This is a genomic window from Halorubrum rarum, assembly GCF_048380895.1.
Classification (GTDB): domain Archaea; phylum Halobacteriota; class Halobacteria; order Halobacteriales; family Haloferacaceae; genus Halorubrum.
Genome location: NZ_JBLWMN010000021.1, coordinates 1 through 23,147 on the forward strand (window position 1 = coordinate 1; position 23,147 = coordinate 23,147).

Below are 23,147 nucleotides of genomic sequence, written 5' to 3' on the forward strand. Positions count from 1 at the left end.
CGGCCCGCGCGGAGTGTTCCCCGCGCGGGCCGCCGACGAGGGCGCGGAGGCGTGAGGGCGCGGAGGCGTGAGGGCGTGGAGGCGTGAGGGCGCGGAGGCGTGAGTGTGCGGGAACCAGCGAGTCGCAGCCCGACGGCTGGCTCGCTACTGCAGGCAGCCCGGACCGCCTCGCTCGACACGCACGGCTCCCCGAGCGACGGGGGGCCTTGCAGGCGGTCGATACCTGCGTACCCACCGGCTCACCAGTAGCCGCTCAGAAACCGAAAGCGAAGCCACCCGAACCAGTTTATAAACCTCACCGCTCCGGACACCGATTCCTCCCGAGGTCGATCAGGCGTCCGCCGGCTCGCCCGTCTCCAGCTCGAAGTCCCACTCCTCGTAGCCGCCGGCCATGCTGGCGACGAGGACGTCCTCCTCGACGCCCTCGTAGCTTTTGATCAGCATCGCGGCCTGTTTCGACGACTGGCCGATCGGGCACGCACAGACCACGTCGCGGTCGTCCCAGTCGATCTCCGGCACCATTGACGGAAGATCGCCGAGCGGAACGTTGATCGCGCCCGGAATATGGCCCTCCTCGAACTGTGTCGGCGGTCGGGTGTCGACGATGCGGAGGTCGCCCGCCTCGACGCGTCGGTTGACCTCCTCGGGGGTGAGTTCCTCGACCATGATCACTCCTCTTTCCGCAGGAAGATCCGGTAGCGACCGTCGCCGGACTTCCACACCTTCGCGGCCGCGTCGTCGCCGACGGCCTTCGGGACGTTCTCCGTGCTCGGAACGTGGTCCGTCTCCTGGACCAGCACGTCCCCGTCGTCGAGTCCGGCTATCGACTTCTTCGCTTCGACCTGCGGGTACGGGCACACTTCGCCGGTCATGTCCTGTACCTCGGTGGCGTTTTCGAACAGCGCGTCGGCGGTCTCGTCGTCGAGCTCGTCGGGCATGTCGACGACGTCGTCCCACGTTGGTTGACTCATGCGTCCCGATACGGTCGAGACGGGTTAACGGCTTTCGTGAGCGGCAGACCTCTCCCGTATCTCTGACGGAGACGGACGTACCGCCCGCGACGAGCGCCGAGACCGCCGTCTTCGCCGGATACTTATCCGGAAGCGCTCTACGAGTCGTATGACCGATTACGTCGTCGACGAGTCGACGATCTTCGAGACGCCGCTCGTCGAGCTCGATCTCGGCCTGACGTCGGAGGCGACCGTGTACGCGAAAGTCGAGTGGTTCAACCTGTACGATGCCCCTCACGGCGGGGGATCGGTCAAGTCTCGGATCGCGAAGGGGATGCTCGACGGAGCCGAGGCGCGCGGCGACCTCGAACCCGGGGTCACGGTGATCGAGCCGACGTCCGGCAACACCGGCAGCGAGGTCGCGCGGCTCGCGAGCGACCGCGGCTACGACGTCGAGATCGTCATGCCCGACAACGCCGCAGGCGGGAAGGTCGAGGCGGTCCGGGACGCCGGCGCGACGATCCACTTCGTCGACGCGAACCGCGGCTACGACGCCGTCATCGAGGAGTGCGAAGGGATCATCGCGGCCGACCCCGACGCGTACTACCGCCCGAACCAGTACGAGAACCCCGACAATCCGGGCACGCACGAACGGACGACCGCCCGGGAGATATACGAGGCGACGGACGGCGACGTGACCCACTTCGTCGCCGGCGTCGGCACGGGCGGGACGGTGACCGGAACGGGCCGCGGACTGATCGACCTGAGCGACGGCGACGTCGAAATCGTCGGCTTCGAGCCGGACGAGCCGCTCCACGCCATCGACGGGCTCAAATATCTCAAAACGGGCGACCACTATCACCCGGAGACGTACGACGAGTCGGTCCTCGACGAGACGGCGTACGTCACGACGGACGACGCGTACGACCGCGCCCGCGAGCTGCGCGAGCGATATCTGGATCGGGCGGTCCCGATCGCCGACTCCGGGAAACACGACGAGGCGACGGTCCGCGAGCATCTCCGCGTCGACGATCAGTTCGTCGTCGGGACCTCCGCGGGGGGCGGTGCGGCCGCGGTCGCCGGACTCGACGAGGCGGGGGCGCTCGCGGACGACGACGTCGTCGTCTTCATGCTCTGTGATCGCGGGGACAAGTACGCGGACATCCCGCTGTGGGATGCGTATTTGAGCTGAACTCCGTTCGAACGGCTCGCTTCGCCGTCTTATCGGCCGCCGCTGGCCGCGGGAATGACGCGGAGCGTGGCGTCCTCGTCGACCTCGGTGTCGAGGTCGTCGATCGGCTCTCCGTCGACGTACACGTTGATGTACTCCTTTATCTCGTCGTCCTCGATAACGCTGTCCTTGAGTTCGGAGCCGTGTTCGGCAGCGTGGTTCTCGAACAGTTCACGGATCGTGTCTCCCGCGACGTCGACTTTCGAGGTCGCGGAGCCGCCGGCCAGCACGGCGGGCAGTTTAATTATTGCCATACGCCCGATTCGACGTTCGAATTCAAAAGCGGCGCGCCGTCGGCAACGTCGACCTACGTCTCGGACGGGCGCTCCGTGTCTCGGTCTCACCGGAGGAGCGGAGCGTCGGCCACGACCGGCAGGGCGTTCGCGCTGACGCTCCGAGATGGCGGCAGTTCGAGCCGGTGGGTACGTGTCTTATGGGTCCGTAGCGGCTACGCGGTGGTAATGAGCGATCTCGATCTCGATCCGACACAGCTCGATCGATACTCCAGACACATCATCATGGACGACGTCGGACCGGAGGGCCAGAAACGCCTCCTCGATGCCGACGTACTCGTCCTCGGTGCGGGCGGCCTCGGCTCGCCGATCATCCAGTACCTCGCGGCCGCCGGCGTCGGGACGCTGGGGATCGCCGACGACGACGAGGTGGAGCTGTCGAACCTCCAGCGCCAGATCATCCACGGTACCGACGACGTCGGCCGGAAGAAAGTCGACTCCGCAGCGGAGTACGTGAACGGGCTCAACCCCGACGTCGACGTCCGCACACACGAGGTTCGGGTGACGCCCAACAACATCGAGGAGCTGATCGACGGGTACGACTTCGTCGTCGACGGGACCGACAACTTCGCGACGCGGTACCTCGTCAACGACGCGTGTACGCTCGCGGGTATCCCGTTCTCGCACGGCTCCATCTTCCGGTTCGAAGGGCAGGTGACGACGTTCGCGGGCACCGACGACTCGCCGTGTTATCGGTGTCTGTTCCCCGAGGCCCCGCCCGCTGGGACGGTGCCGAACTGCGCGACCGCGGGCGTTCTCGGCGTCCTGCCGGGAACCGTCGGCTGTCTCCAGGCGACAGAGACGGTGAAACATCTCATCGGTGAGGGCGAGACGCTCGACGGCTCCATGCTGTTTTTCGACGCCTTAGAGATGGAGTTCGACAAGGTCGAGATCCCTAAGGGCGACGACTGTCCGGTGTGTGGGGACGACCCCGCCATCGAGTCGGTCCACGACGTCGAGTACACCGCCTCCTGTGCGATCGACGTCGGCGGCGACGAGCCGGAACCGGAGATCGAAGCGGACGACTGACCGAATCTATCCGGGCGGCATTCTACGACTGACCGAATCTATCCGGGCGACGTTCCCCTTCCTCGACGAGGAGAGTGAGAGCGTGGCTGCGGCGGGGATCACCGATCGCTTCGCACGACGACGGTCTCCTGTTCGAAGCCGTCGTTGTCGTCCCGCCAGCGCCAGGATCCGACGAACGGGTAGCCGTTTAGCGCGCAGATGACGTAGGAGTAGCCGGGCCACGTTGCCCGTGCAGCGTCCGTCTCGCTCGGTTCGGTCGGCCCGGTGGGATGCGAGTGGTAGAACCCCACCACGTCGAGTCCGTCGTCCTCGATCGTCTCGATGACCTCGAGCTGTTCGGCCGGATCGATGAGGTACCGGATCTCCGGTGTGTCCGCGACGTTTTCGGTCTCGTAGCTTCGGGTCACGACGCTCGGATCGCCGTCGCTACCGTGAGTGCCCGCGAGGACCCCACAGATCTCCTCCTCGCCACCGCTGTACGCGTGGTACACGACGTCGTCGTACGTCGCGCGAGTGAACTCGATCACGACCGGACACAGACGCGAGACGCCCATAAGTCCGTCCCGACCGGCAAGCGGAGTCGGGCGTCCGAGATATCGGCAGTCGTTGACAGCCAGCGCGGGTTTTTGCGCGTTCAGCGGCGAGACGAACCATGAGCGACACGGGAGCCGAGCCGTCCGCGCCGACCGCCGAGGAGGCGTTGCACACGACCCTCGACATGCCGTTCGAGGACGCGGTTCCGTTCGTCCAGATCGAACACGAGCTCGCCGACTTCGAGACGGTTCGAGTCACTCGGCTCGACGCGATGATCGAGGGCATGCTCGGTCACGACGACGTCGAGCGGACGGCGCTGATCGTGGTGTGTCACCCGGAGATCGCGTACGCCGCCCTCGACATCGATCCGACGCTGGCGGGGATGTTACCGTGTACGACGCTCGTCTACGAGCGCGAGGGCGACGACCGCGTCCACGTCCATCACGTCTCGGCGACGAAGGCGATCCGCGACCTCGGCTGTGCGCCCGCGGACTCCGAGGGAGCGGTCGAGGGGCTCGTCGCGAAGACCGGCGACCTGATGACGACCGTGTGGGAAAACATCGAGGAGCACGGTGCGTCGGTCGACGACGCCGAGGGAGGTTCCGTCGGTGAGGACACGGCTGACGATTCCGTCGGTGAGGACACGGCTGACGGTTCCGTCGGCGAGGACACGGCTGACGATTCCGCCGGCGCGACGAACGAGGCGACCGAGTGACGCGGCTTCGAGTTCACTTTCGCCTTGCTGCCGGTGCGCTTTTAGGGACTACCGCGAAAGGTACGGGCACCGAATGACGTCCTTCCAGTCGACGATCGGCGACGAGGAGGGGATCGCGGAGGAGCTGGCGGAAACCCAGCGCGAGATCTCCATCGCCGAGTTCTTCGAGAAGAACAAACACATGCTCGGCTTCGACTCGGGAGCCCGAGGCCTCGTCACCGCCGTCAAGGAGGCGGTCGACAACGCCCTCGACGCGACCGAGGAAGCCGGCGTCCTGCCCGACATCTACGTCGAGATCGAGGAGGTGGGCGATTACTACCGCCTCGTCATCGAGGACAACGGACCGGGCATCACGAAAGAGCAGCTTCCCAAAGTGTTCGGGAAGCTGTTGTACGGGAGTCGTTTTCATGTCAGGGAACAGTCACGTGGGCAACAAGGCATCGGGATCTCTGCAGCAGTCCTCTACTCCCAGCTCACGTCCGGTCAGCCGGCGAAGATCACCTCGCGTCCGAAGGGACAGTCGCGGGCGCAGTACTTCGAGCTGATCATCGATACGGACACGAACGAACCGGAGATCAAAGCCGACGCTGAGACCTCATGGGACCGCCCCCACGGAACGCGGATCGAACTGGAGATGGAGGCGAACATGCGCGCTCGGAACCAGCTCCACGACTACATCAAGCACACGGCGGTCGTCAACCCACACGCCCGCATCGAGCTCCGGGAGCCGGGGCTCGACGAGCCGCTGAAGTTCGAGCGGGCGACCGACGAGCTCCCCGCGGAGACCGAGGAGATCCGCCCGCACCCGCACGGCGTCGAGCTCGGTGCGCTCATCAAGATGCTGGAGTCGACCGAGTCGTACTCCGTCTCCGGGTTCCTCCAGGAGGAGTTCACGCGCGTCGGCCGGAAGACGGCGGACTCCGTCATCGATAACTTCCGCGACGTGTACTACGGGCGCGAGCTCACGTGGTCCCCGCCGCGGGCTCACGACGACCGCGACGTCGAGGCCGCGGTCGCGGACGCCGTCGCCAACAAGGGGAAGGCGGCGACGACCGCCTTCTCCGAAGGTGTCGCGGAGACCGTCACGGGCAACGAACGCCTCTCCCGGTCGGAGCTCGCGGCGATCGTCGACAACGTCGCGGAGACGGTCGGGACCGACACGGGCAAGACCTTCGGCGGGACCGTCCGCGAGAACGCGGTCGACGCCGCGTGGCGGGCGATAACCGGGGTCGGTAGTGAGGAACCGGACGACGTCGGGGAGGACGCGTCGGAGTCGCCGCTCGTCGCCGACGCCTACGCCTTGGTCGACGACGCCACCTCGACCCGAAAGGACGACGCCGCGGTGCGAGCGATGGCCGAGGCGCTCGCGTTCCGGTTCGAGGACCTCGACGGCGACGCGTTCCGGATAGCCCGCGACGATCTCGAACGGCTCGTCGCGGACGCGGCGAGTTTCGTGGCCGAGCAGCACGACGCGACGTTCGGCGAGACCGCCCGCGAGAACGTCGTCGAGGCGGTCTGGTCGCGGGCTCGAACCGTCCCGGACGACCCGCCGAAGGTGCGCGACGTCGCGGCCGACCGCGACGCCTCCGCGGACCTACTCGAAGCGATGCGGGTGACGGACATCCTCGCGCCGCCGACCGACTGCCTCGCACCGATCACGGCGGAACTCGTCGAGGCCGGGCTCCGCAAGGAGTACGACGCGGACTTCTATGCGGCCGCGACCCGCGACGCCGAGGTCCACGGCGGGGACCCGTTCATCGTCGAGGCGGGGATCGCCTACGGCGGCGATATCCCCGCGGAGGGTGCCGCCGAGATCCTCCGGTTCGCCAACCGCGTTCCGCTCGTCTACCAGCGCGGCGCGTGCGCGACGACGGACGTGATCAAGTCGATCGGGTGGCGCAACTACGGACTCGACCAGCCGGGCGGATCGGGACTCCCGAACGGGCCGGCGGTGATCTCCATCCACGTCGCGTCCACGAACGTGCCGTTCACCAGCGAGTCGAAGGACGCGTTGGCGAACGTGCCGGCGATCGAAGACGAGATCGAACTCGCGGTGCGGGAGGCGGCCCGGGAGCTCAAGTCGTATCTCAACAAGCGGCGCTCGATGCAACAGCGCCGCGAGAAACAGGACGTTCTCGGCCGGATCCTTCCGGAGATGGCGGACAAGGTCTCGGAAGTGACGGGGCGCGAGCGTCCCGACATCTCCGGGGCGCTGGCGCGCATCATGAACAACGTCAGCGTCGATCGGGAGGTGACCGACGGGACGGTGACGCTGTCCGTCGAGAACCACTCGGACACCAACGAGCAGTTGGAGATCACGGACATCGTCTCGGCGGAGCCGACGGATCTCTCGGACGGTACCGTCGTCGACATGGACGGCGAGTGGTTCGTCCAGTGGACGCCCGAGGTGAAGGCGGGAACGGACGTCGAACTGACCTACGAGACCGACGCAGACGCCGATTTCGACGTCAGCGTCGGCGGCGTGGAGACGGAGAAGCTCACGGTGAACGCGTAAATGACGAACGAGGTGATGACGTAAATGACGAACGAAGCCCAAGCACGCGAGGAGCTCATCGATCTGGCCGCGGAGTTTTACGACCAGTTCGCGGCCGGCGAGGTGCCGACGATGACGCTCCCGACACGGACGAAAAGCAACATCGAGTACGACGAGGCGAGCGGCGTGTGGACGTACGGCGACCGCACGTCGACGCGGAGTGCGAACTCCGTTCGCGGCGCACGGAAGCTGTTGAAGGCCGCCTACGCGATCGAGTTCCTCGCCGAGCAGCTGGAGCAGGACCGCTCGTCGACGCTGCGTGAACTGTACTACCTCTCGGAGTCGTGGGACAACACGGAGGCGCAGTTCTCCACGCAGGACGAGTCGAACGACCTCGTCGAGGACTTGGAGGTCGTGACCGGGGTCACCCGTGAGGACTTCCACATGCGCCCGGAGGAGTCCGGTGCGACCCTGATGGGACCGCTACTGCTCCGCGAGCAGACGCGCCGCGGGGAACGAGAGATCCACTGTCAGAAGGACGTCGGGGAGGGAGGCTACCAGATCCCGAACAACCCCGACATGATCGAGTTCCTCGACGACGACATCGATTTCGCGCTCGCCGTCGAGACCGGCGGGATGCGCGACCGACTCGTCGAGAACGGCTTCGACGAGGCGTACAACTGTCTCGTGATCCACCTGAAGGGACAGCCGGCGCGAGCGACGCGCCGGATCACGAAGCGCGTCCACGACGAACTCGACGTGCCCATCGTCGTGTTCGCCGACGGCGACCCGTGGTCGTATCGGATCTACGGCTCGGTCGCGTACGGGTCGATCAAGTCCGCACACCTCTCGAAGTACCTCGCGACCCCCGAAGCGGAGTACGTCGGCATCCAGCCCGAGGACATCGTCGAGTACGACCTCCCGTCGGATCCGCTCTCGGACTCCGACGTCAACGCCCTGGAGTCCGAACTGGAGGATCCGCGGTTCCAGACGGACTACTGGGAGGAACAGATCGAACTGCAGCTCGAGATCGGCAAGAAGTCCGAACAGCAGTCGCTCGCGAGTCGCGGGCTCGACTTCGTCACCGACACGTATCTCCCCGAGCGCCTCGACGCGATGGGCGTACTGTGACGCGTGTCGTGACTCGTATCGGATGAGAACGGACGATATTTAACGGTCTCTGCACACGATACGCTGTATGCAGACCGTCGATGTCTCCTACACCGTCGATCTCCCCGCCGAGGACCTTCGAGCGCAGCTCACGCCGGAGGCGATCATCGAGTGCGCGGACGTGTACGTGATCGAGTCGGTCGAGACGGTCGGCGAGGCGGTGGAGGTGACGACGTCGTTCCGAAACGAGGAGCTGGTGTTCTCCTTTCGGGAGATAGATGACGGGTACGAGTACACGATGGTGGCGGGAGAGAACCTCTTCGCCGAGCGCGCCTCGCGGATCGTCGTCACCGATCTCGAGGAGACGCGTATCACCGCGGAGACGCGATTCACTCTCGACACGTGGCTCTCCGTCGTGTTGGACCGACTGGCGAAGCGAACGGTCCGAAAGGAGCTCGACAACGTGGTGGTGCACCTCGTTGAGCGGGCGATGGACGACGACGGTGACGGCGATCTCGACGACAGACTCGGATCCGGACCCGACGACCGAATCGACGACGCCGAAGCGTAGTCGCCCGCCGACCGGCGCGTCCCGCAGAGCGGTGCGTCCTGCCGCCCGGTGCCCTCCCGCTGACCGGAACCGTTCTCACTCGTCCGCGTACACGACCTCGGAGATCTCCCGTCGGGGACCGTCGGCGTCGTCGTTCTGGTATTTATAAAGTGTGCCGTCCGATTCGTCGACGGTCGCGTTGTGTGAGCCGTCACAGAACGGCTGGTCGTCCGAGAGCCCGCACCGACAGACGAACACCGCGCCGTCGTCGCCCAGATCGTCGGCATCGAGTCGCTGTGGCCCCTTCGCCTCGTGTGTGACTTCACGTGGCATGCGTAAACATCGGTCGAGAGACACCTAACGCTTGGGACACCGGGTATTCGGGTGTCGACCGGAGACCGTTCGCGGCGGCGCGGCACAACCGGCTTATCCACTCGCCACCAAGGGGGACCATGAGCGAGGGCGAACCCGTCGATCCGGCGGATCTGACCGACGAGGAGTGGCGCGAGCGGCTCACGGACGAACAGTACGAGGTCCTTCGGGAGAGCGGGACGGAAGCACGCTTCTCCGGGGAGTACGTCGACCACAAGGCTGACGGGAGCTACCGCTGTGCGGGCTGCGGGGAGCTGCTCTTCGATTCGGAGACGAAGTACGACTCCGGCTGCGGGTGGCCCGCCTTCTACGCCGCCGAGGAGTCGTCGGTGACGACGACGCTCGACACGAGCCACGGCATGCGACGGACCGAGGTTCGGTGTGCGAACTGCGACTCGCATCTCGGGCACGTGTTCGACGACGGGCCGGAGCCGACCGGCAAGCGGTTCTGTATCAACTCGGCGGCGATGGCGTTCGACGGGGAGTGAGCCGCCACGCGTGGCGAGAGGGATACACTGAGCCTACCACGTCGGCGGCGAGAAGCCGGCGTCCTCCAGGATCGGCTTCCACGCCTGTTGGACGGAGAGCCGGGAGACGTCCATCGCCTCGGCGACGGCGGACTGCGACCGCTCCTGGCCGGTGATGAGGGCGGCCGCGTAGAGGCTCGCGGCACCCGTCGCCGGCTTGGATCGGTCCGCGTCGGGAACCGCCGAGAGGAACAGGTCCGTCGCCGTCGCGAACGCCTCCTCGTCGAGATCGAGGGATCGGCGGGCGTCGTCGAGCCGATCGATCCACACCTCGTTGTCGACTCGGTCGCTCGCCCGGTACATACACGGGTGTTGTCTACGGGTTTATAAAAAGGGATCGCGGAGCCGGCCGGTCCATCGACGACGGCGACCGGGTCGGTTCGTCAGGTTCTTGAGTCGGTTTCGTGTATGAACGGACGCGCGTGGGTAGCCAAGCCAGGAAACGGCGCAGCGCTTAGGACGCTGTCTCGTAGGAGTCCGCCGGTTCAAATCCGGTCCCACGCATGGTTCTCCGAGCAGTTCGCGAGGAGAACCCATGTTGCAAGGATTTCCACCAGGGAACGGAGCAACGCGGAGTGACTGAGGTTCAAATCCGGTCCCACGCATGGTTCTCCGAGCAGTTCGCGAGGAGAACCCGCGTCGCGGGCGGGAACGCGACTTCGGATGTGATTTTCACTGCCGGAGTACGACTCGCTCGACGTCTGCGTGCTCCGCGCGACGAACGATCGCACGGACGAGGTCGTGAGCGCCCGCGAGGTTGTCGGAGTCGCCGTCGAGCACGAGCAGTCGAGCGTCCGCTCCCTCCTCGATGACGCCCCGATTCAGTCCGGCTATCTCCGCGCCGTTGATCGTCGCCATCCGAAGCACCTCCCGTGCGGACAGGTCGGCGAGCTTCGCGGCGAACTCCATCTCGCGGAACATCGACGGGGAGTCGAGCATGACGTTGTCGGTCCCGAGCGCGACCGTCGTCCGATCGGCGAGCGCGCGGATCGGCGGGACCCCGACGTTCGTCACGAGGTTCGAGCGCGGACAGACGACGACCGACGTGTCGCGGTGAGCGAGTCGGTCGAGATGGATCGACTCCGCGTGGACCATGTGAACGAGGAAGTCCGGATCCAGATCCATCGCCGCGTTGATATCGTCGGCGTCGCGCTCGCCGGCATGGATCCCGAACAGTCCGCCGGCCTCGCGAGTCGTCGTCCGGATCGAGTCGAAGTCGGCGTCGCGCGCGCCGGACGCACCGTACCCGTCGGCGACCGACAGCACGTCCGGGTCGTCACGGCCGAGAACGACCGCGTCGATGTCGCGCCCGCCGAACTCGACGCCGGTCCCGGACAGCGCGTCCCGGATCGCGGCGACGCCGTCGACGCCCCCCTCGCGGAACTCGAGGAACGTACCGGTGCCGGTCGACTCCATGTATCGGAGCGTTCGCGCCATCGCGGCGACCTTCTCCTCGTGGCTCGCGTCCCGAAGCAGCCGGTGTTTGAGCCCGTCCGGCGGCGCGACGAGTTCGTCGAGCGAGAGCCCCTCGCCGGCCTCCTTCGCGATGGAGTCGCCGATGTGCGTGTGCGCGTTGACGAACGCCGGCAGCACGACGTCGTCGCTGTCCGTCTCGCACTCCTCTATCCCGACGATCTCGCCGTCGGCGACGACGACCCGCCCCTCGACCGGCTCGAAGTCGCGTCCGACGAGAACGGTCCCCTCGACGTGCATACCGGGTGGTCACGGCCACCGCTTTAAAACGTCACGACATCACACCCGTCCTCGACGACCGACGGGTCACACGCGTATCTCGATCAGCAGGTCCGACTCGGGCGAGTCACCCATGACGGAACGCACCTTGTCCCACGAGAGGTCGACGCGGGCGGTCACGGCCTGCGCGGCAAGCGCGCCGCAGGCGTTACCGACCAGGATCGGCACCTGGTAGTCACGAGGGTCCGCCGAGAAGCCGTCTCCCGATATCTCCGGGTCCCTGAGCGCCGCACCGAGGAACCCCGCCGCGAACGCGTCGCCCGCGCCGGTCGTGTCGACCGGGTCCACGTCGAACCCCGGATGCGAGACGTCGCCTTGGGGGGTTCGCACGGTCGCGCCCTCCGTCCCGAGCTTGATCGCGACGATCCGGTCGTCCGGCTCCCACGGGTCGATGTCGCTCGCTGACGCGAGCGCCGCGGCCTCTCGTTCGTTCAAGAACAGGAGGTCCGACGCGTGGACGGCGGCGTCGTACTCGCGCTCGCCGACTCGACGTCCGGGATCGAAACTCCGGGTCGCACCGGTCTCCCTGGCCGCCGTCGCGAGCGCGGCAGCGGTGTCCGGCCGTTGACTCGTCAGATGGAGGTGGTCGGCGGCGACGAGCGTGTCGTGATCGAGGTCCGCGGCCGTGAACGCCTCGTTGGCCCCGTCGTTCGCGAGCATCATCAGCTCTCCGTCCTCGTCGACGATCACGTACTTCACCGAGGTGGGCGCATCGGCGTCGATCAGCACCTGTCCGGGGTCGACGCCCTCGTTCGCCAGTCCGCGGAGCGCCAGCGCGCCGGACTCGTCGCCGCCGACGCTGCCGTATACGACCGCTTGTCCGCCGAGATCGACGAGCCCGACGGCGACGTTGGCGGCGCTTCCCCCGCCGGACTGTTCGAGCCGCTCGATCCGCGTCTCGCCGTCCGGCTCCGGGAGCCCCTCGACGTGCATCGTCACGTCCCAGTTGATGTGGCCCGCCGATATCACCCTCGGCGGCGCGCTCGACGTCTCCGGCGACAGGTCCGGATCGTTTCGGGGCTCCGCGCCGTCGTCGTCGGAGGCCGTCCCCTCCCGATCACCGTCGCCGGATGCCGTTCCCTCCCGATCACCGTCACCGGATGCCGTCCCCTCCCGATCACCGTCGCCGCTCATGGCTCCGCCCACGGCTCCTCGGCCCCCTCGCCGAACAGCTCGCGCATCAGGATGACGATGCTCTCGGGCGGGAACTGGCCGTGTTCGGTGACGATCGCGTCCATGTATCTCGGCGGTGTCACGTCGAACGCGGGGTTCTCGACCGCGATGTCGCCGATCGACGATCGCGTCTCGGCGTCGATCACCTCCGTTTCCGATCGCGTCTCGATCTCGACGGTGTGTCCCGTCAGCGTCTCCGGGTGAAGCTTGATCGTCTGTGCGGCGGTCATGATCGGGACGCCGCGCTCGCGGGCGTTGACGGCGAGCCCCGAGGTGCCGATCTTGTTGATCACCCCTCCGTCGGCCGCGATCGAGTCCGCGCCGACGATCACGTGGTCGACGTCGTCGAGGAAGCGCCGCGCCGCGGAGTCGACGATGAGCGTCACCGGGACGCCGACGTCGCGGAGCTGTTCGGCGGTGATGTGGCCCTGGTTTCGAGGACGCGTCTCCTTGACGATCGCCTCGATCTCCTTGCCCTGCTCGACGGCGGCCTCGACGCACGCGAGGGCGTCCGTGGAGTGACAGTGAGTCATCACCGTGTCGCCGTCGGCGAGCCGGTTCGCGCCGACCTGCCCGAGGTCGTCCTGTGCGCGGTCCAGCTGACGGACGAACTCCGCGCTCGCGGTCTCGACGCTCCGTCGGAGGGCGTCGACGTCTCGTCCCTCCATGCGCTGGAGGACGTATCGGAGGGCGTTCGGCAGCGACACCGCCGTCGGGCGCGTCTCGCGGAGTCGCCGGGCGGCCGCGCGCATCGACGCGCGGAACTCGGCCGGCTCGTTCGCGTCGGCCTCGCGGGCCTGCGTCGCGAGCGCCTCCGCGGCTCCGGCCGCGATCGTCGCCGCGCCGCGGATATCCATGGTCGCGATGGCCTCCGCGGTCTCCTCGACCTCGGGTGCCAGCTGTCGGTCCGTCATACCGATCCCGTAGCCGGCGCGGTATTTATAAAACCGGGCGTCGCGGCCCGCGGATGGCGGGCACTCGACGGACACTCGACGGAAACTCGACGGGCACTCGACGGACACTCCCCGACCGACTAGGCGTCGTCCGGCTGCTGACCGTATCCCTCGAACTTCGCCTCGACGGTCGCGAGCTGTTCGTCCGTGAGCGTGTGCGGCTCGCCGACCGCGGACGCTCGGAGGTAGAGCCGACACAGGTCCTCGACGTGGCGGGTGTTCTCGACGGCGGTCTCCAGGTCCGGGCCGGTGACGACGAGTCCGTGGTTCGCGAGGATCGCGGCGTCGGATTCCGCCTCCGCCATCGCGGCGACGACGTTCGCCGCCAGTTCCTCGGTCCCGAACGGCGCGTAGTCCGCGAGCGGCACCGCCCGCCCGACGGCGACGATCATGTAGTGGATCGGCGGGAGCGGGCGGTGGAGCGTCGCCATCGTCGTCGCCCACGGCGAGTGGGTGTGGACGATCGCGCCGGGCTCGTCGTGTTTATAAATGCCCGTGTGCATCGGTACCTCGCTTGAGGGGGCCATCCGGCCGGCCGTCACGTCGCCGTCGAGGCCGACGACGGGGACGTCCTCGGGAGCGAAGGAGTCGTACGGGACGCCCGTGGGCGTGACCGCGAAGGCGTCGCCGCGGCGCACGCTCAGGTTCCCGGTCCGGCCAGGGGTGAGGTCGGCGAGCGCGGGCGCGTACTCGACGACGGCCACGCGCTCGCGAGCGAGGACGTCGAGACCGTCGGCGAGATGGTCCTCGTCGGCCGGTCCGGTCTCGTCGGCCGGTCCGGTCTCGTCGCCGTCGGCGGTCACAACGCCACCTCCGTCAGTTCCGCGAACTCGTCGATCCGACGGTCCGGTCGCTCGATCGGCCGGAGAGCGCCGTCCGGACCGGGGTCGGCGTTGAAAAGGACCGTGTCCATCCCCACCGCGTTTCCGCCCTCGACGTCGGTCGTGACGTTGTCGCCGACCATCACGGCGTCGCTCGGTCGGATATCGAGGTCGGCGAGCGCCGTCGTGAAGGGGAGCGCGGACGGCTTCTCCCGACCGACCTCCTCGGAGGTGACGAGGCGGTCGATCTGATCGTCGAAGCCGAGCCGAACGAGCTTCTCCAGTTGGATCCGTGTCGTGAGGTTCGTGACGACGACGACGTGGAGGCCGGCGTCACGGACCCCGCGCAGCGTCGACTCGACGCCGTCGAACGGCTCCATCGCGTCCATGTACCCGTCCCAGTAGGCGCGGCCGAGCGTGAACGCCGCCGCCGCGTCGTGGACGTCCGCGTGGCTCCGCAGGGCGCGTTTGAAGTAGATGAATCGTTCGTGAGAGGCCGCGGTTCCGCCGAGTTCGCGCTTCGCCTCACGACGCGCGTGCAGGTACAGTTCGTCGAACGTCTCGCGATCCAACTCGTAGCCGAGGTCGTCGAACGCCTCCAACGCGGCCCGCTTCCCGGCCTCGTTGCAGGGAGCGTACGGATAGAGGGTGTCGTCGAGGTCCAGAAGGACCGCCTCGTAGCTCATACGCGGACGATCGCGAGCCGGCGACTTAAGGGTGATTCGGCGCGGCGACTCGACGATGGCCTCGTTGTCGTCGATCCCGTTCCGAGTCCGACCGGCGGACGCTCCATGGCGGATCGCGGGACGACCGGTAGTTAAATCGACCCGACGGGCCCCCGACCGCAGATGCTCACGAGGTCGTGGAGGTCGTCGATCTCGTAGGTCGGCTGCGTCGAGAGCTCGTAGGACCGTCGGTGGGGACGACGGATGAACGCCGAGTCGATCCCCGCGTTGTCGGCCGCACGGACGTCGGACTCGTTGTCGCCGACGAACAGGGCGGTTCCGGCGTCGACGTCCTCCAGCGCGCGCTCGATGTAATACGGAGAGGGTTTCTTTCGCGAGAGGCTCGCTATCGACGGTTCGCGTCCGTACGCCGTTTCGAACCTGTCGGCGAGCCCGAAGTGATCGAGCAGGAAGTCGACCGTCGCCTGCTGGTTCGAGGAGACGACCCCGAGCGACGCGTCGAGATGGCGGATGACGTCGACATCGTCGTACGGCGTCTTGCGCCCGCGGCGGGCGTCAGCGACCTGCGCCGCGCTCGCGGTTTCGTCGCGGACCCGCCAGAACTCGGTCGGATCGACGCCGTAGCGGTCGCAGATGTCGGTCAGCGTCGCGGGGTCGACGCCGACGGCGACATCCTCGACGTGCGCGAGCGACGGATCGGCGACGCCGACGCTCTCGAAGGCGTTCCAGGCAGCCTCCCGGAGCGTGTCGAACGGCGTGCGCCCGATCAACACCCCGTCGTTGTCGAAGACGACGGCGTCGTACACGTTCACCACTCGGATATCGAACACGAAAAAGGTTTCACTGGTCGATCGGGGCGGGGACGGTTCGGGTGCCACTCTCTGATACCCCTAGTGAGCAGCTACCACGGTCGACACGACTCCCGCACTTTCAATACCCGGCCCGGCATTGTTCCGTATCGGACCATGAACATCGCTGATATCGCAGTGCCGGAGTACGTCGAAGTCGACGCCGACGAGCGACTCGCCAAGGTCCGATCCATCTTCGAGCGGGAGAATCCGAAGGGGGTCATCGTGACGGAGGACGGCGAGTACGCGGGCGTGGTCGGGGAGAAACAGCTGCTCCGGTCCCGGATGGAGGACGACACCAAGGTGTCCGTCGTGATGAAGGCGGCCCCGGAGGTCGACCGCCACGAGGACGTCCGCGAGACGGCGCGGCTCCTCGTCGAGGGCGACGTGAAGATCGCCCCCGTCTACGAGGGCGAGAAGCTGTACGGGATCGTCACGGTCGACGCCATCCTCGAGGCGGTGCTCGAGAGCCTCGACGCGATCACCGTCGATCAGATCGTCACCGAGGACGTGATCGGGGTCAACGAGAAGGACCGCGTCGGGCAGGCGATCAACCGACTCCGGGAGAACGGAATCTCTCGACTGCCGGTCCTCAGCGACGACGGTCGCCTGACGGGCGTCGTCACCACGAACGATATCGTCGAGTTCGTCGTCCGCGATCAGGAGCGACAGGGTAGCGGCGACCGCGCGGGCGACATCGACCGGATGCTCGATCTTCCCGTGTACGACATCATGTCGAGTCCGGTCATCACCGCAACGCCAGACGAGACGGCACAAGCGGTGATCGCCCGGATGTTCGACAACGACCTGTCCGGACTCGTCGTTACGCCGTCCGATGACGACGGAATCGTAGTGGGGATCGTCACGAAAACCGACGTGCTTCGTGCCCTCACGTTCACCGAGCAGGAGTCGATGGACGTCCAGATCACCAACGTCGATCTGCTCGGCACCACCTCGCGCGGACACGTCGTCGAGTCGATAGAGCAGGTCGCCGATAAGTACGCCGCGATGCACGTGATGCACGCACACGTCCGCTTCCACGAGCACAAAGAGAAGCTCCGCGGCACGCCCCTGCTCCAGTGTCAGATCCGTCTGCGTACCAACGAGGGGCAGGTCGCCGGCTCCGGCGAGGGATACGGTGCGGAACACGCCTTCCACGTCGCGCTCGACAAACTGGAGCGCAACGTCTTAGAGATCAAAGGCGTCAACGCCGACGAGGAGTACCGCGGACAGCTCCTCCGGAAGCTCGGCGAGTTGTAAGCCACCGAGAGTCGCGATCACGTCGTTGGCCGATGCGACGCGGGACGCCGACCTGAATCCCGCTTTGTCACCGTTCGTCTCCGATCGCCGCGCTCGACGACGGCTCAGACCTCCGGCCCCTCCGTGAGGCCGCCGTCGACGATACGGAACGTGACCGAGTCGCCGGCCGCCTTCGACCGATGTTTCTCCAGCGTTGCACGCCGGTTGCCGCCGCGGAAGCGGTCGACGCGGACGATGGCACCGGTCCAGTGTTCGAGCGTGTTGCCGCCGAGCGCCCGCGTGCGATCGCTGTCGGGATCGGTGAACACCTGATTCGTGATCACGACGGCGATGTCGTGTCTGCGCGCCAACGAGAGGAGGTGTGTCACCTGTTTTGCGACCTTCCGGAGCGACTCGCCGCCCTCGACGTCGTCGGCGCGTTCGAGCCGGTAGAACCCGGTCGCCGAGTCGAGCACGATCAGTTCCACCTCCTCGGCGAGCTCCTCCGCGTCGCGGACGGCCTCGCGCTGGTCGTCGAAGTCGTACGCCTCCGTGATGATCAGCCGGGCGGCCAGATCCTCGACGGATTCGTCGGACTCGAGTGCGTTCGCTTTCGAGGCGGCTATCTGGCGGAAGCGATCGATCGAGAGGCCCTCGGTATCGATGTACAACGCGCGGTCGCCGGCGGCGGCGACCTCGACGGCGGCCACGAGCGCGAGGTTGGTCTTTCCCGCCGCGGGCGGCCCGTACACCTGTGTGACGACGCCGCGCTCGAACCCGCCGTCCAGTAGGTCGTCGACCGACTCACAGCCGGTCGGGATCGGATCGCTCACTGAAACCGATTCGCACCGTTCCGTATTTAAAAAGTGGGGTTGGCGGAGGGGACGCGACGGGGACGATCGCTGCCGACGGTTTCGACGGCGGTCCGTCCGTTACTGAGCGGCGATCCAGCCGACGAAGTCCTGGGTGAGGAACTCGACGTAGTCGACGACGCCGAGGTACAGCGAGACGGCCACGACGAGGATGATCGGCACTCGGACGAGCCAGATCCACACGTCACCGAGCCCGCCGATGTCGCCGATCCCCCGCTCCAGCTCTTCGCGCGCGACGTCCGGGATCACCCAGCCGACGAAGATCGCGAGCAGCAGCGCGCCGAACACGAGCAGGACGCCGTCCGCGGCACCGTCGAGCAGGTCGAGGAAGACCAAGTCGATCGTGACGGGCACGCCGAGCAGGAAGATGGCGATCCCGACGCCGATCGACGCGGGGACCCGCGCGACGTCGAACTCGTCGATCAGGTAGGAGACGACGACCTCGAGAATGCTGATCGCCGACGACAACGCGGCGATCCCGACCATCGCAAAGAAGACGATCCCGATGACGCGTCCCGCGGGAATCTCCGCGAACGCGGTCGTGAGACTCACGAAAATCTCGCCGGCTCCGCCCGCGCCGGGTTCGAGGCCGGCGGCGAAGAGGAACGGGAACACGACGAAGCCGACGAGCACCGCGATAGCGGTGTCGAGCCCGACGATGATGCCGGCGTCCTCAGCGAGGTTGCGGTCCTCTCCGAGGTAGGAGGCGTACGTGATCATCACGCCCATCCCCAGCGAGAGGGTAAAGAAGGCTTGTCCCGCCGCGGCCGGCAGGATGCTCGTCCAGTTCTCGGCGATGACGCCGAAGTCCGGAGTGAGGTAGTACGCGTACGCCTGCGAGGACGCGTCGAGCGTGAACCCGTACGCGGCGAGGCCGACGAGCAGCACGATGATCGCCGGCACCATCACCTTCACTGCGATCTCGATGCCGTTGCGAACGCCCGCGGCGATGATGGCGATCACCATCGCCATGAACACGGCGTGGAACAGCAGCGAGTCGAGTCCGGTGGCGACGTCACCGAACAGCGCCCCTGCTTCGGCGGGGTCGGCGACGGTGAACCCCTCAGTGATCCCGATCAGCGTGTACCGGAGGAACCAGCCGGCGACGACGCTGTAGTACGATAGGATGACGAAGCCGGTTATCACGAACAGCCACCCGATGTAGTTCCATGCCCCGCTCCCGAGTTCACGTATCGCACCGACGGGGTTCAGCTCCGTCCGCCGGCCGATGACGAACTCGACGAGGAGTGCCGGGAAGCCGATGAGTGCGATGAAAAGCAGATACACCAGGAGAAACGCCGATCCACCCTCCTGTCCGGTGATGAACGGAAACCGCCAGATGTTCCCGAGCCCCACGGCGCTGCCGACGGCCGCGAGGATGAATCCGACGCGCGTTGCCCATGTTTCACGTACCATGGTCGTATGGTCACTGTACCGCGGTATTAAAAAGGAGTCATTTTCGCCGGATATGTCGCCAAGAAAATCATGGACGATCGTTTAATACGGACATATTTGATGAGTGTCCGATCGACCTGGATGTCGGGCGTTCGGCTTGGACGTCGGGGGTCCGATTTCGGAGGCGTTCGTGTCGGGGGGGACCGTGAATTTAATATCCGGACGGTGACCTCACCGAACATGGAACGCGTAGACGTCGCGATCGTGGGTGGCGGTCCGGGCGGAACCGCCGCGGCGCACGCAGCCGCGAGCGCCGACACCGACGCTCTCGTCTTGGAGAAGGGAGTTCCGAGAGCCGACAGGGCCGAACTCGGACCGGACTCGACGGACGCCGCCGGCATCCTCGATTACTGGGTCGACATCATGGGTATCCATCCAGACGAGTTCGACGACGGAGTGCTACAGCGGGAGCTGAACCGAGCGGAGTTCCGCGGCCCTGACGAGGCGGCAACGCTGTACTCGACCGGGATCGACTCCTCGTACGACGGGTTCGGGTACACCTTCCACCGCGCCCGCTTCGACGACTGGATGCGGGAGCGGGCGGAGAACGCGGGAGCGAAGTATCGCGTCGGCGTGTCCGTTCGAAGCGTCGATAGCGATCTCGGTGTGGAGCCCGGAAGCGACGAGCCGAGACACGTCGTCGAACTCGCTTCGGGCGAGGAGATCGGTGCCGACTACGTCGTCCTCGCTGACGGGCCACAACGCACGGTCACCAACCGAGTGCTCGACGAGTACCTCCCCGACGGTGCCGGCGGCTCCGACCGGCTCGCCCCGCCCGAGGCCAACCACATCGCCTACCAGGAGTATCGACGCGTCCCGGAGGACGTGTTCGAGGAGGTGAACGACGCGCTCGTCTTCTGGTGGGGCGTGATGCCCGGAGAGACGGCATACCCGTGGATATTCCCGAACGCGGACCGCGTCTGTCGGATCGGTCTCACGATGCCGATCGGACTCGACATCGACGAGTTCGACGCGAGTGCGTACGAACTGCTCTCGACGGACGACGACTCGATCCCGAGCGGTTCCGAGTACATCAGTCGGCTCCTCGAGTGGCAGTACGGCGACGAGTACGACGTCGACGAGGCGTTCCCGCTCGTCGAGGACGCCGGCAAGCGGAACGGGACCGAGACGTACCCGATCTCCTCGACTCGTCCGATCGACTCGCCGACCGAGGCGGGGATCGTCGTCGTCGGCGGCGCGATGGGGACGACCTCGGCGTTCCACGAGGGCGGCGATCACGTCGCCGTCCGGACCGGCGCGATCGCCGGGGAGCTCGCCGCAAACGGGGATCTGGCACCGTACAACCGGCGCTGGAAGGAGGCGATCGGTGACGAGATCGTCCGTAACGTGACGATGGCGGACATGGTCGCGGAGTACGATCCGGACGACTGGAACCGGATCATCGGCGCGGCCGACGCGATGTTGGCCGCCGAGACGGGAGACCGACTGCTCTCACAGCCGTACCGATCGGGATGGGAGTCGTTCAAACTCCTCGTGGCGTATAAGTGGAACAAACGCAAGACGAAACGCGACTACGTCACGATCGACGAAAGCGAGTACGTGTACTGAGACGTCCGTTTCGGATCCGGACCAGTCGGTACCCGGACTCGCCTCGGGCCTTATCGAATAACCGGTGCGTGTAGCTCGAACGGTACCGTGTCGGTCCCTTTGAGAGGAGCAACGTCGACGGGTTCGACCTTGTGGGTCGGCCACTGTCCGGTCTTCGTCAGCGTTTCGAAGCGATCGGACGTGACGAGATGAGTGTCCTCGCTTTTCGCGCCCTGTACGGTCGGGTTCCACGCGTAGCCCATCGGCTCGATGACAGGGTCGACGGCGTCCGGAGTCGCGATCCACTCGCGGCCGGCGTATCCCGCGGCACCGCCCTGGTGGTGTTTCTCCCACTCGCCGTCGAAGCCGACCGCGTCGTACGCCGCTTGGATCGCCTCGAACACGTCGCCAGCGGTGGCGGTCGCGTCGTCTCCAACGTCGCCGAGGCGTCCGGTCGCCGCCGCGCGGGTCGCCGCGAGCGCCGTCGCCTCGACACGCGCGGCGGCCCGGTGGCGCTCCTCCAGCCAGTCGGGAGCGTCGAACGCGACGGTCCGCGTGAGCGAGGCGTACAGCCCGCCGCGCTCCGCAGTGACCGAGACGAGCGCGTACGCACCCAACTCGTCGTCGCTCGGTGTGTAGTGGCGATACGACCGCGCGCGGTCCGCACCGCCGACGAGCACGATTGGAGTGTTCACGTCGCGGGACGCGAGCGAGATGTCGACGCCGGCCGCGACCTCGTACTCCGGGTCCTCGGGTTCGAGGTTCCGGCAGACCGTCTCGACGGCGGCGGCCGCCTCTCGGCCCAGTTCGCGGTAGCGCTCGACGTCGCCGTCGGTGAGCGGCTGTCGGAGCCGGATCGCGTCGACCGACTCGAATCCGGGGACGTCGAAGTCGGCTGCAGCGGGCGTCCGCGACCGCTCTGCGACCGCGTCGGCGAGGGAGTCGACGTACCACGGGAACGACTCGACGGCGACGGCGTCTGGGAGCTCCTCGTCGGCGAGTCGTTCGGCCTCGATGTTGTCGGTGACGACGCAGAACTCGCCGTCGTAGCCGGCGGCGGCGACGCCGACGTTCGCGTCGGCGTCCACGACGTTGTCGCCGCCCGTCAGCCACGCGAAGCCGTTCGGACGGGCGAACCAGACGGCCTCGAGTCCGCGGTCATCGAGGTACTCGTCCAGTCGCTCGGCGCGTGCGGAGAGATCGGTCATATCCGAACCTGATCCGCGAACCAGTAAAAGCGGTCGAAACCGATGGCGAACGGGGCCCGCCGCGGTCGTATAAATCGGTGACGGAATCGCGGTGCGGGCCCCCGATCCGAAAGGTTCAATTGTATCCCCCGGAAACGATGAAACGCGTCAGAAAGCCCCGTCGGGTTGGTAGTCTAGTCCGGTTATGACACCTCCTTGACATGGAGGAGGCCGGCGGTTCAAATCCGCCCCAACCCACTTTTGCCGACACCCAACTGCGAGCGATAGTGAGCAGTCAGTGTCGACAAAGCGGTACTGCGGATCCGAAGCAGGGAACGAAGCGAGTGCCAGCGAGCGGAGCGATCGAGGGTCAAATCCGTCCCAACTTTCTCTGCCAATACGGACGTCGTCGAACCGACAGGTAACGAAATCCTCGTCCATCTCAAACTCTATCTCAGTCGACCCCGTTGATATCTTATTCTTCAGATACGATACAACGTGAAATAGCCGATGTTTGAACGGTGCTTCGTGATCGATAGCGGGAGTACATGACTCAGATCGGTGGTCTGGTCGTTTATAAGTCGAATTTGGGTGTTGTTGGCGGGTGTTTATAAGCTGCTAACGGGGCGGTGAACACCTCCAAAGCCTTAGTCACTCACTTATAAGCGGTCTTAATCGGATCGACGGTAAACACCTGCAAAGCCCCAGCCGCTCGCTTATAAGCGGTCTTACTCGGATCGACGGTGAACACCTGCAAAGCCCCAGCCGCGACGACTCGCGCGCCTTGCTGCGCGCCTCGCTCGCGTCG

General features: G+C 66.5%; 23 protein-coding genes, 2 tRNA genes and 1 pseudogene. 11 read left to right on the forward strand and 15 right to left on the reverse strand.

Annotated features, from left to right (window positions below; all coding sequences use genetic code 11):
• Positions 1-330: 330 nt before the first annotated feature.
• Together ACNSN7_RS13560 and ACNSN7_RS13565 are read right to left on the reverse strand one after the other, a co-directional pair.
• Positions 331-666, reverse strand: a complete 336-nt coding sequence (locus tag ACNSN7_RS13560; protein ID WP_418282836.1) for a rhodanese-like domain-containing protein — start codon at positions 664-666, stop codon at positions 331-333.
• 2 nt (positions 667-668) lie between these two features.
• Complete coding sequence (locus ACNSN7_RS13565) at positions 669-971, reverse strand: sulfurtransferase TusA family protein (protein ID WP_418282837.1); 303 nt, start codon at positions 969-971, stop codon at positions 669-671.
• A gap of 148 nt (positions 972-1,119) precedes the next feature.
• Here ACNSN7_RS13565 and ACNSN7_RS13570 point away from each other — a divergent pair, with 148 nt between their 5' ends.
• Entirely contained in the window at positions 1,120-2,142 is a 1,023-nt protein-coding gene (locus ACNSN7_RS13570) for a PLP-dependent cysteine synthase family protein (RefSeq protein ID WP_418282838.1), read from the forward strand.
• A 29-nt stretch (positions 2,143-2,171) separates the two neighbouring features.
• Here ACNSN7_RS13570 and ACNSN7_RS13575 read toward each other — a convergent pair whose 3' ends face one another.
• Positions 2,172-2,435, reverse strand: coding sequence for a MoaD/ThiS family protein (locus tag ACNSN7_RS13575; RefSeq protein ID WP_418282839.1), 264 nt, complete (start codon positions 2,433-2,435; stop codon positions 2,172-2,174).
• Between the two features lie 207 nt (positions 2,436-2,642).
• On the opposite strand from ACNSN7_RS13575, the gene ubaA reads away from it, so the two are divergent.
• Complete coding sequence (gene ubaA / locus ACNSN7_RS13580; RefSeq protein ID WP_418282840.1) at positions 2,643-3,503, forward strand: SAMP-activating enzyme E1; 861 nt, start codon at positions 2,643-2,645, stop codon at positions 3,501-3,503.
• A 98-nt stretch (positions 3,504-3,601) separates the two neighbouring features.
• Here the strand turns inward: ubaA and ACNSN7_RS13585 are convergent, their stop codons facing one another.
• Complete coding sequence (locus ACNSN7_RS13585) at positions 3,602-4,030, reverse strand: desampylase (protein ID WP_418282856.1); 429 nt, start codon at positions 4,028-4,030, stop codon at positions 3,602-3,604.
• A gap of 125 nt (positions 4,031-4,155) precedes the next feature.
• Between ACNSN7_RS13585 and ACNSN7_RS13590 the strand changes: the two are divergent.
• The 4 genes and pseudogenes from ACNSN7_RS13590 to ACNSN7_RS13605 form a co-directional block, all read left to right on the forward strand.
• A pseudogene (locus ACNSN7_RS13590) lies at positions 4,156-4,611 on the forward strand (DUF302 domain-containing protein); the annotation flags it as partial.
• 214 nt (positions 4,612-4,825) lie between these two features.
• Positions 4,826-7,267 (forward strand): DNA topoisomerase VI subunit B, encoded by a 2,442-nt coding sequence (locus ACNSN7_RS13595; protein WP_418282841.1) that lies wholly within the window; start codon positions 4,826-4,828, stop codon positions 7,265-7,267.
• Between the two features lie 24 nt (positions 7,268-7,291).
• A complete protein-coding gene (locus ACNSN7_RS13600; protein ID WP_418282842.1) occupies positions 7,292-8,377 on the forward strand; it encodes a DNA topoisomerase IV subunit A in 1,086 nt (361 codons plus the stop codon).
• Positions 8,378-8,444: 67 nt separating this feature from the next.
• Positions 8,445-8,927, forward strand: a complete 483-nt coding sequence (locus ACNSN7_RS13605) for a hypothetical protein (RefSeq protein WP_418282843.1) — start codon at positions 8,445-8,447, stop codon at positions 8,925-8,927.
• A gap of 75 nt (positions 8,928-9,002) precedes the next feature.
• On the opposite strand, the gene ACNSN7_RS13610 is transcribed toward ACNSN7_RS13605, so the two are convergent.
• The gene (locus tag ACNSN7_RS13610; RefSeq protein ID WP_418282844.1) at positions 9,003-9,239 is read right to left on the reverse strand and encodes a CDGSH iron-sulfur domain-containing protein; all 237 of its coding nucleotides are present in this window, start codon (positions 9,237-9,239) and stop codon (positions 9,003-9,005) included.
• A gap of 119 nt (positions 9,240-9,358) precedes the next feature.
• On the opposite strand from ACNSN7_RS13610, the gene msrB reads away from it, so the two are divergent.
• On the forward strand, positions 9,359-9,766 hold the full coding sequence (gene msrB, locus ACNSN7_RS13615) for a peptide-methionine (R)-S-oxide reductase MsrB (RefSeq protein WP_418282845.1): 408 nt from the start codon (positions 9,359-9,361) through the stop codon (positions 9,764-9,766).
• Between the two features lie 33 nt (positions 9,767-9,799).
• On the opposite strand, the gene ACNSN7_RS13620 is transcribed toward msrB, so the two are convergent.
• Complete coding sequence (locus ACNSN7_RS13620; RefSeq protein ID WP_418282846.1) at positions 9,800-10,108, reverse strand: cyclin family protein; 309 nt, start codon at positions 10,106-10,108, stop codon at positions 9,800-9,802.
• Positions 10,109-10,225: 117 nt separating this feature from the next.
• Between ACNSN7_RS13620 and ACNSN7_RS13625 the strand changes: the two genes are divergently transcribed.
• Positions 10,226-10,309 (forward strand) — tRNA-Leu (locus tag ACNSN7_RS13625).
• Positions 10,310-10,477: 168 nt separating this feature from the next.
• On the opposite strand, the gene ACNSN7_RS13630 is transcribed toward ACNSN7_RS13625, so the two are convergent.
• The 6 genes from ACNSN7_RS13630 to ACNSN7_RS13655 form a co-directional block, all read right to left on the reverse strand.
• Positions 10,478-11,518, reverse strand: a complete 1,041-nt coding sequence (locus ACNSN7_RS13630; protein WP_418282847.1) for an amidohydrolase family protein — start codon at positions 11,516-11,518, stop codon at positions 10,478-10,480.
• A gap of 66 nt (positions 11,519-11,584) precedes the next feature.
• A complete protein-coding gene (locus tag ACNSN7_RS13635) occupies positions 11,585-12,691 on the reverse strand; it encodes an ATP-dependent ribose-1-phosphate kinase (protein ID WP_418282848.1) in 1,107 nt (368 codons plus the stop codon).
• Positions 12,688-13,644: a ribose 1,5-bisphosphate isomerase gene (locus ACNSN7_RS13640; protein ID WP_418282849.1), complete on the reverse strand. Its 957-nt coding sequence runs from the start codon at positions 13,642-13,644 to the stop codon at positions 12,688-12,690. The genes ACNSN7_RS13635 and ACNSN7_RS13640 overlap by 4 nt, the downstream gene beginning before the upstream one ends.
• A 119-nt stretch (positions 13,645-13,763) precedes the next feature.
• Positions 13,764-14,486 (reverse strand): ribulose-1-phosphate aldolase, encoded by a 723-nt coding sequence (locus ACNSN7_RS13645; protein ID WP_496923311.1) that lies wholly within the window; start codon positions 14,484-14,486, stop codon positions 13,764-13,766.
• A complete protein-coding gene (locus ACNSN7_RS13650) occupies positions 14,483-15,190 on the reverse strand; it encodes a ribulose-1,5-bisphosphate 5-phosphatase (RefSeq protein ID WP_418282850.1) in 708 nt (235 codons plus the stop codon). Before ACNSN7_RS13650 ends, ACNSN7_RS13645 begins: the two co-directional genes overlap by 4 nt.
• A 131-nt stretch (positions 15,191-15,321) precedes the next feature.
• The gene (locus tag ACNSN7_RS13655) at positions 15,322-15,996 is read right to left on the reverse strand and encodes an HAD family hydrolase (RefSeq protein WP_418282851.1); all 675 of its coding nucleotides are present in this window, start codon (positions 15,994-15,996) and stop codon (positions 15,322-15,324) included.
• Between the two features lie 159 nt (positions 15,997-16,155).
• Here ACNSN7_RS13655 and ACNSN7_RS13660 point away from each other — a divergent pair, with 159 nt between their 5' ends.
• Positions 16,156-17,298 carry a CBS domain-containing protein gene (locus ACNSN7_RS13660; RefSeq protein WP_418282852.1) on the forward strand — a complete coding sequence of 381 codons (1,143 nt, stop codon included), beginning with the start codon at positions 16,156-16,158 and terminating at the stop codon, positions 17,296-17,298.
• 104 nt (positions 17,299-17,402) lie between these two features.
• Here the strand turns inward: ACNSN7_RS13660 and radB are convergent, their stop codons facing one another.
• Positions 17,403-18,110 carry a DNA repair and recombination protein RadB gene (gene radB, locus ACNSN7_RS13665; protein ID WP_496923312.1) on the reverse strand — a complete coding sequence of 236 codons (708 nt, stop codon included), beginning with the start codon at positions 18,108-18,110 and terminating at the stop codon, positions 17,403-17,405.
• A 99-nt stretch (positions 18,111-18,209) separates the two neighbouring features.
• The gene (locus ACNSN7_RS13670) at positions 18,210-19,565 is read right to left on the reverse strand and encodes a sodium-dependent transporter (RefSeq protein WP_418282853.1); all 1,356 of its coding nucleotides are present in this window, start codon (positions 19,563-19,565) and stop codon (positions 18,210-18,212) included.
• Between the two features lie 219 nt (positions 19,566-19,784).
• Here ACNSN7_RS13670 and ACNSN7_RS13675 point away from each other — a divergent pair, with 219 nt between their 5' ends.
• Complete coding sequence (locus ACNSN7_RS13675) at positions 19,785-21,173, forward strand: NAD(P)/FAD-dependent oxidoreductase (protein ID WP_418282854.1); 1,389 nt, start codon at positions 19,785-19,787, stop codon at positions 21,171-21,173.
• 50 nt (positions 21,174-21,223) lie between these two features.
• On the opposite strand, the gene ACNSN7_RS13680 is transcribed toward ACNSN7_RS13675, so the two are convergent.
• The gene (locus ACNSN7_RS13680) at positions 21,224-22,360 is read right to left on the reverse strand and encodes a M24 family metallopeptidase (RefSeq protein WP_418282855.1); all 1,137 of its coding nucleotides are present in this window, start codon (positions 22,358-22,360) and stop codon (positions 21,224-21,226) included.
• Between the two features lie 162 nt (positions 22,361-22,522).
• Between ACNSN7_RS13680 and ACNSN7_RS13685 the strand changes: the two genes are divergently transcribed.
• Positions 22,523-22,597, forward strand: a tRNA-Val gene (locus tag ACNSN7_RS13685).
• Positions 22,598-23,147 lie beyond the last annotated feature (550 nt).

Excerpts from the sequence above, each read along its gene's own strand:
- ACNSN7_RS13560 (WP_418282836.1), bottom strand. The coding sequence starts at position 666 with ATGGTCGAGGAACTCACCCCCGAGGAGGTCAACCGACGCGTCGAGGCG.
- ACNSN7_RS13565 (WP_418282837.1), bottom strand. The coding sequence starts at position 971 with ATGAGTCAACCAACGTGGGACGACGTCGTCGACATGCCCGACGAGCTC.
- ACNSN7_RS13570 (WP_418282838.1), top strand. The coding sequence starts at position 1,120 with ATGACCGATTACGTCGTCGACGAGTCGACGATCTTCGAGACGCCGCTC.
- ACNSN7_RS13575 (WP_418282839.1), bottom strand. The coding sequence starts at position 2,435 with ATGGCAATAATTAAACTGCCCGCCGTGCTGGCCGGCGGCTCCGCGACC.
- ubaA (WP_418282840.1), top strand. The coding sequence starts at position 2,643 with ATGAGCGATCTCGATCTCGATCCGACACAGCTCGATCGATACTCCAGA.
- ACNSN7_RS13595 (WP_418282841.1), top strand. The coding sequence starts at position 4,826 with ATGACGTCCTTCCAGTCGACGATCGGCGACGAGGAGGGGATCGCGGAG.
- ACNSN7_RS13600 (WP_418282842.1), top strand. The coding sequence starts at position 7,292 with ATGACGAACGAAGCCCAAGCACGCGAGGAGCTCATCGATCTGGCCGCG.
- ACNSN7_RS13605 (WP_418282843.1), top strand. The coding sequence starts at position 8,445 with ATGCAGACCGTCGATGTCTCCTACACCGTCGATCTCCCCGCCGAGGAC.
- ACNSN7_RS13610 (WP_418282844.1), bottom strand. The coding sequence starts at position 9,239 with ATGCCACGTGAAGTCACACACGAGGCGAAGGGGCCACAGCGACTCGAT.
- msrB (WP_418282845.1), top strand. The coding sequence starts at position 9,359 with ATGAGCGAGGGCGAACCCGTCGATCCGGCGGATCTGACCGACGAGGAG.
- ACNSN7_RS13620 (WP_418282846.1), bottom strand. The coding sequence starts at position 10,108 with ATGTACCGGGCGAGCGACCGAGTCGACAACGAGGTGTGGATCGATCGG.
- ACNSN7_RS13630 (WP_418282847.1), bottom strand. The coding sequence starts at position 11,518 with ATGCACGTCGAGGGGACCGTTCTCGTCGGACGCGACTTCGAGCCGGTC.
- ACNSN7_RS13635 (WP_418282848.1), bottom strand. The coding sequence starts at position 12,691 with ATGAGCGGCGACGGTGATCGGGAGGGGACGGCATCCGGTGACGGTGAT.
- ACNSN7_RS13640 (WP_418282849.1), bottom strand. The coding sequence starts at position 13,644 with ATGACGGACCGACAGCTGGCACCCGAGGTCGAGGAGACCGCGGAGGCC.
- ACNSN7_RS13650 (WP_418282850.1), bottom strand. The coding sequence starts at position 15,190 with ATGAGCTACGAGGCGGTCCTTCTGGACCTCGACGACACCCTCTATCCG.
- ACNSN7_RS13660 (WP_418282852.1), top strand. The coding sequence starts at position 16,156 with ATGAACATCGCTGATATCGCAGTGCCGGAGTACGTCGAAGTCGACGCC.
- ACNSN7_RS13670 (WP_418282853.1), bottom strand. The coding sequence starts at position 19,565 with ATGGTACGTGAAACATGGGCAACGCGCGTCGGATTCATCCTCGCGGCC.
- ACNSN7_RS13675 (WP_418282854.1), top strand. The coding sequence starts at position 19,785 with ATGGAACGCGTAGACGTCGCGATCGTGGGTGGCGGTCCGGGCGGAACC.
- ACNSN7_RS13680 (WP_418282855.1), bottom strand. The coding sequence starts at position 22,360 with ATGACCGATCTCTCCGCACGCGCCGAGCGACTGGACGAGTACCTCGAT.